Annotated in this window: 6 protein-coding genes; 1 reads left to right on the plus strand and 5 read right to left on the minus strand. The window is 56.1% G+C overall.

Annotation, left to right across the window (positions count from 1 at the left end):
- Positions 1–84: 84 nt before the first annotated feature.
- On the minus strand, positions 85–3768 hold the full coding sequence (gene metH, locus EQV24_RS23110) for a methionine synthase (RefSeq protein WP_095907229.1): 3684 nt from the start codon (positions 3766–3768) through the stop codon (positions 85–87).
- A gap of 193 nt (positions 3769–3961) precedes the next feature.
- Here metH and iclR point away from each other — a divergent pair, with 193 nt between their 5' ends.
- Positions 3962–4789: a glyoxylate bypass operon transcriptional repressor IclR gene (gene iclR, locus EQV24_RS23120; RefSeq protein WP_013095025.1), complete on the plus strand. Its 828-nt coding sequence runs from the start codon at positions 3962–3964 to the stop codon at positions 4787–4789.
- Between the two features lie 68 nt (positions 4790–4857).
- Here iclR and aceK read toward each other — a convergent pair whose 3' ends face one another.
- The 4 genes from aceK to metA form a co-directional block, all read right to left on the minus strand.
- On the minus strand, positions 4858–6597 hold the full coding sequence (gene aceK, locus EQV24_RS23125) for a bifunctional isocitrate dehydrogenase kinase/phosphatase (RefSeq protein WP_130627090.1): 1740 nt from the start codon (positions 6595–6597) through the stop codon (positions 4858–4860).
- Positions 6598–6647: 50 nt separating this feature from the next.
- Complete coding sequence (gene aceA, locus EQV24_RS23130; RefSeq protein WP_020686610.1) at positions 6648–7952, minus strand: isocitrate lyase; 1305 nt, start codon at positions 7950–7952, stop codon at positions 6648–6650.
- A 32-nt stretch (positions 7953–7984) separates the two neighbouring features.
- On the minus strand, positions 7985–9586 hold the full coding sequence (aceB, locus tag EQV24_RS23135; RefSeq protein ID WP_095907227.1) for a malate synthase A: 1602 nt from the start codon (positions 9584–9586) through the stop codon (positions 7985–7987).
- 270 nt (positions 9587–9856) lie between these two features.
- Positions 9857–10786 carry a homoserine O-succinyltransferase gene (metA, locus tag EQV24_RS23140; RefSeq protein WP_013095021.1) on the minus strand — a complete coding sequence of 310 codons (930 nt, stop codon included), beginning with the start codon at positions 10784–10786 and terminating at the stop codon, positions 9857–9859.
- Positions 10787–11039: the final 253 nt, after the last annotated feature.

Consider the following 11039-nt stretch of genomic DNA (forward strand, 5'->3'; position numbering starts at 1 on the left):
CCTTAGGTCAGTATAAGGGTTTAAACGTAAGAAAGAGACAGGGCGCTCAATGAGCGCCCTGTTAGTTGTAAGGAAAAGTGACGGTCAGTCGGCGTCGTAGCCGAGATTCGGCGCTAACCAACGCTCCACTTCAGAGACGCTCATGCCTTTACGCAGTGCATAATCTTCAATCTGATCGCGCTGCAGCTGCGCCACGGCAAAGTATTTGCTGTCCGGATGGCTGAAGTACCAGCCGGATACCGATGCCCCAGGCCACATCGCGAAAGATTCGGTCAGTTTCATTCCGGTATGGGCCTCAACGTCCAGCAGCTGCCAGATGGTGCCCTTTTCGGTATGTTCCGGACAGGCCGGGTAGCCGGGTGCCGGGCGGATCCCCTGGTAGTTTTCGCGGATCAGCTCCTCATTGCTGAGATTTTCATTCGCCGCGTAGCCCCAGTAAACCTTGCGTACGCGCTCATGCAGATACTCTGCGAACGCTTCCGCCAGACGATCGGCAATCGCTTTGACCATGATTTTGTTGTAATCATCGTGCTGCGCTTCAAAGGCATCCGCCAGGGCGTCCTCTTCCAGACCGCCGGTCACGGCGAAGGCACCGATGTAGTCGGCTTTACCACTCAGCTTCGGCGCAACAAAATCGGCCAGACAGTAGTTGGCAAACCCGACCTTTTCGGTTTGCTGGCGCAGGTGATGGCTTACTGTCAGCACGTGAGTGCGCGTCTCATCGCGATAAATTTCGATGTCGTCGCCCACGCGGTTAGCCGGGAACAGCCCCACCACGCCGCGCGGGTTAAGGGATTTCTCGGCGCTGAGTTTGTCGAGCATGTCGTTAGCGTCTTTAAACAGGCGATTCGCCTCTTCGCCGACAACCTCATCTTCCAGGATACGCGGATATTTGCCCGCCAGCGACCAGGTCATAAAGAATGGTGTCCAGTCGATGTAGTTGCGCAGCGTTTCGATGCTGGCGGTCACCTCCTGCACGCCCAGGCGATGGGCAACCGGCGGCGTATAGCTCGCCCAGTCAAACGCCAGATCGTTATCGCGCGCCGCCTGAAGCGTCACCGGTGGGGTGCGCGGTTTCTTGCGGGCATGCTGAATGCGGACGGTTTCGTACTCTTTGCGGGTCCGGGCCACAAAGTCATCGCGCTGGGTGTCGGAGAGCAGCGCTGAGACCACGCCCACGGTGCGCGAGGCGTTCTGAACATAGACCGTCGGGCCGCTGTAGTTCTGCTCAATCTTCACCGCAGTATGCGCTTTTGAGGTGGTCGCCCCGCCAATCAGCAGCGGAATGGTGAAGCCCTGACGCTCCATCTCTTTCGCCACGTTAACCATCTCGTCGAGCGACGGGGTAATCAGCCCGGAAAGGCCAATCAGGTCAGCATTGACTTCGCGCGCGGTCCTGAGGATTTTATCCGCCGGCACCATTACGCCAAGGTCAATAATCTCGTAGTTATTGCACTGCAGCACCACACCGACAATGTTCTTTCCGATGTCATGCACGTCGCCCTTCACGGTGGCGATAACCATTTTACCGTTGCTGGAGCCCTGCTCTTTGCTGGCTTCGATGAACGGCTCCAGATACGCCACGGCCTGCTTCATTACGCGCGCGGACTTAACCACCTGCGGCAGGAACATTTTGCCCTCGCCGAACAGATCGCCCACCACGTTCATGCCGTCCATCAGCGGCCCTTCGATAACCTCGATGGGCCGGGCGGCCTGCTGGCGCGCCTCTTCGGTATCCTGCTCGATAAATTCGGTGATGCCTTTTACCAGCGAATATTCCAGCCGCTTCTTGACATCCCAGCTACGCCACTCGGCCTGCTGGACGTTGGCAGCGTCGTCCGATTTGCTACCGCGGTATTTTTCTGCCAGATCGAGCAGCCGCTCGGTGGCGTCGTCACGGCGGTTGAGGATCACATCTTCCACCGCGTCGCGCAGTTCTGCGGGCAGATCGTCATAAATCGCCAGCTGTCCGGCGTTGACGATCCCCATATCCATCCCGTTGCGGATGGCGTAGTAGAGGAATACGGCGTGGATCGCTTCACGTACCGGGTCGTTGCCGCGGAACGAGAACGACACGTTCGAGACACCGCCGGAGATCAGCGCATGCGGCAGCTCACGTTTGATGTCTTCACACGCGCCGATAAAGTCCTGGGCGTAGTTATTGTGCTCTTCAATCCCGGTGGCGACGGCGAAGATGTTCGGGTCAAAGATGATGTCTTCCGGCGGGAAGCCCACCTCTTCGGTCAGGATCTTGTACGCGCGGCGGCAAATCTCAATTTTGCGCTCGCGGGTGTCCGCCTGGCCCACTTCATCAAAGGCCATCACCACCACGGCCGCGCCGTAGCGGCGCACCATCTTCGCGTGGTGAATAAAGATATCGACCCCTTCTTTCATTGAGATGGAGTTGACGATACCTTTGCCCTGAATGCACTTCAGCCCTTTTTCGATCACTTCCCATTTGGAGGAGTCAATCATGATCGGCACGCGAGCGATATCCGGCTCGCCGGCGATCAGGTTGAGGAAACGTACCATCGCCGCCTCGGCGTCGAGCATCCCCTCATCCATGTTGATGTCGATGATCTGCGCGCCGCTTTCTACCTGCTGGCGGGCAACGTCAAGCGCTTCACTGTACTTCTCTTCTTTGATCAGGCGTTTGAATTTCGCGGAACCGGTGACGTTGGTACGTTCCCCAACGTTCACAAACAGGCTGTCGTCACCGATGGTCAACGGCTCAAGGCCGGAGAGCCGGCAGGCAACCGGCAGCTCGGGCAGTTTACGCGGCGGCAGACCGGCCACGGCATTGCTCATTGCGGCGATGTGCTCTGGCGTGGTGCCGCAGCAGCCGCCAACGATATTCAGGAAACCGGATTCGGCCCATTCGCGGATCTGCGCCGCCATGGTGTCTGCATCCAGATCATATTCGCCAAAGGCGTTTGGCAGACCGGCGTTCGGGTGTGCGGTGACGTAGCATTCCGCAATACGTGACAGTTCCTGCACATACTGGCGCAGCTCATCCGGACCCAGCGCACAGTTCAGGCCGAAGGAGAGCGCTTCCGCGTGGCGCAAAGAGTTATAAAACGCTTCGGTGGTCTGCCCGGACAGGGTACGGCCAGAGGCATCGGTAATGGTGCCGGAAATCATAATTGGCAGCTCGACGCCCAGCGCCTCGAACTCCTCTTTCACCGCGTAAATCGCGGCTTTGGCATTGAGGGTATCGAAAACCGTTTCAATCAGGATCAGGTCGGAACCGCCTTCCACCAGCGCTTTGGTTGATTCACGGTAGGCTGCCACCAGCTGGTCAAAGGTGATGTTACGAAACGCCGGGTCGTTTACGTCCGGTGAAATAGAGGCGGTGCGGTTGGTTGGGCCCAGCACCCCGGCAACGTAGCGCGGTTTCTCCGGCGTGCGCGCCGTCCACGCGTCGGCACAGGCGCGGGCCAGCTTCGCCGCCTCATAGTTTATCTCCGCCGACAGGGATTCCATCTGGTAATCCGCCATGGCGATGGTTGTCGAGTTGAAGGTGTTGGTTTCAACGATATCCGCACCCGCTTCGAAGTAGGCGTTGTGGATATCCGCAATCACCTGCGGTTTGCTTAATACCAGCAGGTCATTGTTACCTTTGAGATCGCATGGCCAGTCCGCAAAACGTTCGCCACGGAAATCGTCTTCACTGAGGCGATAGCTCTGGATCATGGTGCCCATGCCGCCGTCCAGCACCAGAATTCGTTCATTTAACTGCGCACGCAGTTGCTCTACTTTGCTGCTCACACTTGCTCCCGACAACGCTCAACCAGGCCAAAAGGCTGCGGTCCATACTGGCACAATCTTGCAGGGTGGAAAAGTCACACGGCGGTAACATGAGACATGTTCACTATCACTCATCCGATCAGTCAGGATAACGGTTGCAAAATCACCAAATAAAACGAAAATGATTTCCACGATACAGAAAAAGGAGATCGTCATGGTCACGACCGTTCCCGCGAAACGCGGCAGAAAACCTGCTGCCACCCCCGCCGCACAACAGGGTGGACAGGTTCAATCGCTTACACGCGGTTTGAAGCTGCTGGAATGGATAGCCGAGTCGCACAGCAGCGTGGCCCTGACGGAGCTGGCCCAACAGGCCGGTTTGCCGAACTCCACTACGCACAGGCTGCTGACCACCATGCAACAGCTTGGCTTTGTGCGTCAGGTTGGCGAGCTGGGGCACTGGGCAGTCGGCGCCCATGCGTTCATCGTCGGCAGCAGCTTCCTGCAAAGCCGCAACCTGCTGGCGATTGTGCACCCTATCCTGCGCAAATTAATGGAAGAGTCGGGCGAGACCGTGAATCTGGCCGTGCTCGACCAGAGCGACCATCAGGCGATCATCATTGACCAGGTACAGTGTACCCAGCTGATGCGTATGTCAGCCCCCATTGGCGGTAAGCTGCCTATGCACGCGTCCGGCGCGGGGAAAGCCTTTTTGTCGCAGCTGAGCGAGGAACAGGTGACGGGGCTGCTGCACCGTAAAGGGCTGCACGCCTATACCCACGCCACGCTGGTTTCACCGGTGCATCTGAAAGAAGATCTGGCGTTGACCCGTAAGCGCGGCTATTCGTTTGACGACGAGGAGCACGCCCTGGGCCTGCGCTGCATTGCGGCCTGTATCTTTGACGAGCATCGCGAACCGTTTGCCGCCATCTCCATCTCCGGGCCGATTTCCCGTATGACCGACGATCGCGTCACCGAGCTGGGTGCGCTGGTGATTAAGGCGGCGAAAGAGGTGACCCTGGCGTATGGTGGGATTCGCTAGGATTGAGTGCGGTCTGTTGCCCTCACCCCGGCCCTCTCCCACAGGGAGAGGGAGAAAACATGATGCCCTTACCCTGCGGGAGAGAGAGAAAACCGGATGCAAAACCGCTGCTTACGACGGTAGGCGTACACATCTTCCACATGCCCGTTTTTGATCCGCGTTTGCAGCCCGCGCCAGTAGCTGGCACGAAACAGATCGGCATGCATCTCTTCAAACAATGGCCCAATACGCGGGTCGGCGCACAGCCAGTGGCGAAACTCCTCGGGAAAGACATCGCCCGGTGAGACGCTGTACCACGGCTCGCCGGAGAGTTCATCTTCCGGGTAACGGGGCGGCGGGATATCGCGGAAATTAACCTCGGTCATGTAGCAAATTTCATCGTAATCATAGAACACTACCCGCCCGTGTCGGGTCACGCCGAAGTTTTTAAACAGCATGTCGCCAGGGAAGATATTGGCGGCGGCAAGCTGACGAATCGCGTTGCCGTACTCTTCAATGGCATCTTTTAAAGCCTGACCGTCGGCCTGTTCCAGCCAGATATTCAGCGGCACCATACGGCGCTCGATATACAGATGGCTAATCGCTATTTTGTCGCCCAAATCGGTGATTTTTGCCGGTGCTTCCTGCAGTAACAGGGCCATTAAAGCCGGATCGATCTGCCGCTTATCCAGCACAAAATTTTCAAACTCCTGCGTATCCGCCATACGTCCGACGCGATCGTGTTCTTTCACCAGCTGATAGCAGGCACGAACATGCGCTGCGGTCATCTCTTTCTGCGGCGCGAATGTATCTTTGATGACCTTAAAAACCCGGTCAAATCCCGGCAGCGTAAAGACCAGCATCACCATGCCGCGAATGCCGGGCGCTTCGATAAATTGCTCATCGGCGGTGGTGACATAACGCAAATACTCCCGGTAGCTTTCCGTTTTGGCATGCTTTTGACAGCCAATCGCCATATACAGCTCGGCGGTGGTTTTGCCCGGCAGGATCTCGCGCAACCACTCCACCAGGGCGGCAGGCAGCGGAGCGTAGACCATAAAATAGGAGCGGGCGAAGCCAAACACAATGCTGGCCTCAGCGCTGGTGGTCAGGCAGGTATCGACAAACAGTTCGCCGTCATCGGTACGGTGTATGGGCAGCAGAAACGGCACGGTGGCGGAGGGCGTCACCAGCTTGCCCACCAGCCATGCGGCTTTATTGCGGTAGAAAAGCTCGTTGGCGACCTGCAAATGGCAGTGGCTGAGAGCCTCTTCGCCAAAGGATTCGTGGAGATGGGCGATGATAAAGCCAATATCGCGGGCTTTATTCTCCCACGGCAAACGCAGCGGTAAATCTGTTAACACGCGGTGCAGGAGCTTCTCCCAGCCGTGGTCGGGGAAAAAATCCTTCGCCAGCGGGCGCGGAATGGTGCGAAAACGGCGCTCCGGCTGGGAGCTAAAAATAAATAACCGCTCAGGAGATAATGAGCGGTGGTCAAATAACCGGCAATACACGGAGTTGAAAAAGCTCTCCGCAATCTCGAAGCGCGGGTAGTCTGGCAACAAATGGGTGTAGTGCTCCTTAACGCGCAGTAAAAATGCCGCGTCAGGGTTTTTACCGTCGGTAATGCAGCGCAGTTGTTCCACCACCAGTCCCACGTGATGATCGTAGAGGTGAATACGCTGCTTCATGGCCTGCTGGACCGCATGCCAGTCGGCGTGCTCAAAGCGCTGCTGCGCGCCGGAGGTGACTTCCAGAAAACGACCATACTGGGCATCGAAGCCCTGCAAAATAGTCTGTGCAATCAGTAATTCCAGACCACGCGACATAGATTCCCCCTCACCCCAACCCTCTCCCCAGAGGGGAGAGGGGGAAAAGATTAGAACTGTGCTTCTTCTGTTGACCCCGTTAAGGCGGTGACGGAGGAGGCGCCGCCCTGAATAATCGTGGTCACATTATCAAAGTAACCGGTTCCCACCTCCTGCTGATGAGAAACAAAGGTATAGCCCTCTTTACCCGCGGCAAACTCCGGCTGCTGCACTTTCTCAACATAGTGCTTCATGCCTTCGCCCTGCGCGTAGGCGTGCGCCAGGTCGAACATGTTGAACCACATGCTGTGGATCCCCGCCAGGGTGATGAACTGATACTTGTAGCCCATGTCTGACAGCTGCTGCTGGAAGCTGGCGATGGTTTTATCGTCCAGATTCTTCTGCCAGTTGAAGGACGGCGAGCAGTTATAGGCCAGCAGTTTGCCCGGGTATTTGGCGTGGATAGCATCGGCAAAGCGTTTTGCCAGCGCCAGATCCGGCGTGGAGGTTTCGCACCAGACCAGATCCGCGTACGGTGCATACGCCAGGCCACGGCTGATGGCCTGCTCAATGCCAGCATGGGTACGATAGAATCCTTCGCTGGTGCGCTCGCCGGTAATGAACTCGCTGTCGTATGGATCGCAGTCAGAGGTGATCAGGTCAGCCGCGTCCGCGTCGGTACGGGCAATCACCAGCGTCGGCACGCCGAGCACGTCAGCGGCAAGACGCGCAGCGACCAGCTTCTGAATCGCTTCCTGGGTCGGGACCAGCACTTTGCCGCCCATGTGTCCGCATTTCTTCACCGAGGCCAGCTGATCTTCGAAGTGTACGGCCGCTGCACCGGCCTCAATCATCGATTTCATCAACTCAAAGGCGTTCAGCACGCCGCCGAAACCGGCTTCTGCATCCGCGACGATCGGCAGGAAGTAGTCAATAAAGCGCGGATCGTTTGGCTCAATACCTGCCGCCCACTGGATCTGATCCGCACGGCGGAAGGTGTTGTTGATCCGATCCACCACCGACGGCACCGAGTTTGCCGGATAGAGCGACTGATCCGGATACATGCTGGAGGCCAGGTTGGCATCCGCCGCGACCTGCCAGCCGGAAAGATAAATGGCTTCGATACCGGCCTTCGCCTGCTGCAACGCCTGACCGCCGGTCAGTGCACCGAGGCTGTTGATGTAGCCCTTTTTGGAGCCGCCATGCAGCAGATGCCACATCTTCGCCGCGCCATTTTGCGCCAGCGTGCATTCCGGATTGACCGAGCCACGCAGTTTCACCACTTCCTCAGCGCTGTACGGGCGACGGATACCTTCCCAGCGCGGCTGTGTCCACTCTTTCTTCAGTTCTTCGATTTGTTGGGTACGGGTTTTCATGTGCAGATGCTCCATATTGTTATGTGGTGGATTTACGCAAGCAGGCGGTAGCCTGGCAGGGTGAGGAAGTCGATTAAGTCATCTGAGGTTGTGATTTGCTCCATCAGGCGGGCGGCATCATCAAAACGTCCGCTGCTAAAGCGGTGTTCGCCCAGCTCGTCCTGAATGACGCGCATCTCTTCGGCCAGCATCTGGCGGAACAGGGATTTGGTCACCGGCTTGCCGTTGCTGAGCGTTTTCTGATGGTGGATCCACTGCCAGATAGAGGTACGGGAGATTTCTGCCGTCGCCGCGTCTTCCATAAGACCGTAGATGGGCACACAGCCGTTACCGGAGATCCACGCTTCGATGTACTGCACGGCCACGCGGATATTGGCACGCATGCCCTCTTCCGTGCGTTCACCCGAGCACGGCGCCAGAAGTTGCTCTTCTGCGATTGGGGCATCGTCATCACGGGTGACAAACAGCTGGTTTTTGTTGTCGCCGAGCACGTGGTTAAAGACTTCCATTGCCGTATCGGCCAGGCCTGGATGGGCGATCCACGTGCCGTCGTGACCGTTACGCGCTTCAAGCTCCTTGTCAGCTTTCACCTTGTTGAGCACCTGATTGTTACGCTCAGCGTCTTTGCTCGGAATAAAGGCCGCCATGCCGCCCATCGCAAAGGCACCGCGCTTGTGGCAGGTTTTAATCAGCAGGCGCGAGTAGGCGCTGAGGAACGGTTTATCCATGGTGACAACCTGGCGATCCGGCAGTACGCGATCGGGGTAGTTTTTCAACGTTTTGATATAGCTGAAGATGTAGTCCCAGCGTCCGCAGTTCAGACCCACAATGTGATCGCGCAGAGCGTGCAGGATTTCATGCATCTGGAATACGGCAGGCAGCGTTTCAATCAGCAGGGTGGCTTTAATGGTGCCACGCGGCAGGTTGAAGCGATCTTCCGCGTAGCTGAACACCTTACTCCACCAGGCCGCTTCCTGCCAGGCCTGGGTCTTCGGCAGGTAGAAATAGGGGCCACTGCCTTTTGCCAGCAGGTTTTTGTGGTTGTGGAAGAAATAGAGGGCAAAATCAAACAGGCTGCCCGGAATCGCTTCTCCGCGCCACGTGACGTGTTTTTCCGGCAGGTGCAGGCCGCGTACGCGACAGATCAGAACCGCCGGATTGGGTTTCAGCTGATAAATTTTACCGGCTTCGTTGGTATAGCTGATGGTGCCATTAACGGCATCGCGCAGGTTGATCTGCCCGTCGATCACTTTACGCCAGTCCGGGGCCAGGGAGTCCTCAAAATCCGCCATAAAGACTTTGACGTTGGCGTTCATGGCGTTGATCACCATTTTGCGCTCTACCGGGCCAGTGATCTCAACGCGGCGATCCTGCAAATCTTCAGGGATGCCGCGGATTTCCCAGTCGCCGCGTCTAATGGAAGCGGTTTCCGAAATAAACCCAGGCAGCTTGCCATTATCAATTTCCTGCTGTTGATGAATGCGTGCAGCCAGCAGCTTATTGCGCTGCGGCGTAAAGCGGGTCACCAGTTCAGTCAGGAATTCAACCGCCTCAGCCGTCAAAATTTGCTGTTCTTGCTCGCCATACGGCTGGGTAAAGGCCAGTTCATCGACCGTCGTTGCCTGTTGAGTCATCACTCTGCTCCTCATCAAAGATCCAAATTCACATCCCCAATGCGAACGAAAGATCGTTGTGTAGTTTTCGCTCAGCAGAATTAAGACTATCTCTATTTTTTCCAAAATCAAAAACAATTTCCATTTTAAATTCAATTTAACTTCAACTTATTGATTACTGTGAATTTAAAGTTTTATTGCATGTTGAGTTGAATTTCGGAAATAAAAAAGGCACCCGAAGGTGCCTGATGTGAATAGCTGAAACGCTTTAGGATCGTTTTACGCAGAAGATTACTCCAGCGTCGGATTCATGTGACGCAGATCGTATGGCGTTATCTGGTAGACGTAATAGTTGAGCCAGTTGGTAAACAGCAAATTCCCGTGACTGCGCCAGGTGGCTCGCGGTTTGTTCTGGGGATCGTTTTTCGGGAAGTAGTTATACGGCACATCCGGATTGAGACCCGCTTCGACATCACGGAAATACTCTGCCGCGAGGGTGTGTGGATCGTATTCAGGATGCCCGGTTACAAAGGCAATACGCTTATCTTTGCTGGCAAACAGGTAAGCATCGCCATCTTCTGTTTCGGCCAGGATCTCCAGATCGGTGTAGTCGCGAATCAGCTGCGCCGGGAAATCGGCGTAGCGCGAATGCGGGGCCAGGAACGAATCATCAAACCCGCGTGTCAGCAAGGCATGAGGGTGAAGAATGTGGTGTTCGTATACGCCGGAGAGTTTTTCGGTACGGGTTTGTTTGGGGATGCCGTAGAGGATATTCAGCGCAGCTTGTACTGCCCAACAGACAAACAGCGTGGACGTGACGTGATCTTTTGCCCACTCCAGTACCTGTTTGATCTGCGGCCAGTAGGCGACATCATTAAATTCTACCAGGCCCAGCGGCGCACCGGTGACAATCAGTCCGTCGAAGTTTTCCTCGCGGATATCGTCGAAGTTACAGTAGAAGTTATTCAAATGCTCAGAAGGCGTATTACGCGACTCACGGGCATCGATCCGCAGCAGCTGAATATCCACCTGAAGCGGAGAGTTCGAAAGCAGGCGCAGGAACTGATTCTCTGTTTCGATCTTTTTGGGCATCAGATTAAGGATGAGCACCTTCAGCGGGCGAATTTCCTGACCTGTCGCGCGTGAAGTGGTCATCACAAAGACGTTTTCTTCACGTAAGAAATTGACGGCTGGTAGCTCGTCCTGCACCCGAATCGGCATAACCTTGTATCCTCACAGCATACGTATAAACGTTTAGACATCCAGACAGCCAACGATACCCAGAATTGGCGTGAATGTCGAGTCTGCAAGCTTAAGGTGAGAAAGTTTCAAGGAGAGGGAGAAAACAAAGCAAAAAACCCCGCACCTTACGGTACGGGGTTCTTCTTATTTGATGCCTGGCAGTTCCCTACTCTCACATGGGGAGACCCCACACTACCATCGGCGCTACGGCGTTTCACTTCTGAGTTCGGCA

It is taken from the genome of Enterobacter sp. A8, assembly GCF_004296595.1.
Classification (GTDB): domain Bacteria; phylum Pseudomonadota; class Gammaproteobacteria; order Enterobacterales; family Enterobacteriaceae; genus Enterobacter; species Enterobacter cloacae.

Coding starts and splice junctions, on each gene's coding strand:
- aceB (WP_095907227.1), bottom strand. CDS start 9,586: ATGACTCAACAGGCAACGACGGTCGATGAACTGGCCTTTACCCAGCCG.
- iclR (WP_013095025.1), top strand. CDS start 3,962: ATGGTCACGACCGTTCCCGCGAAACGCGGCAGAAAACCTGCTGCCACC.
- aceK (WP_130627090.1), bottom strand. CDS start 6,597: ATGTCGCGTGGTCTGGAATTACTGATTGCACAGACTATTTTGCAGGGC.
- metA (WP_013095021.1), bottom strand. CDS start 10,786: ATGCCGATTCGGGTGCAGGACGAGCTACCAGCCGTCAATTTCTTACGT.
- aceA (WP_020686610.1), bottom strand. CDS start 7,952: ATGAAAACCCGTACCCAACAAATCGAAGAACTGAAGAAAGAGTGGACA.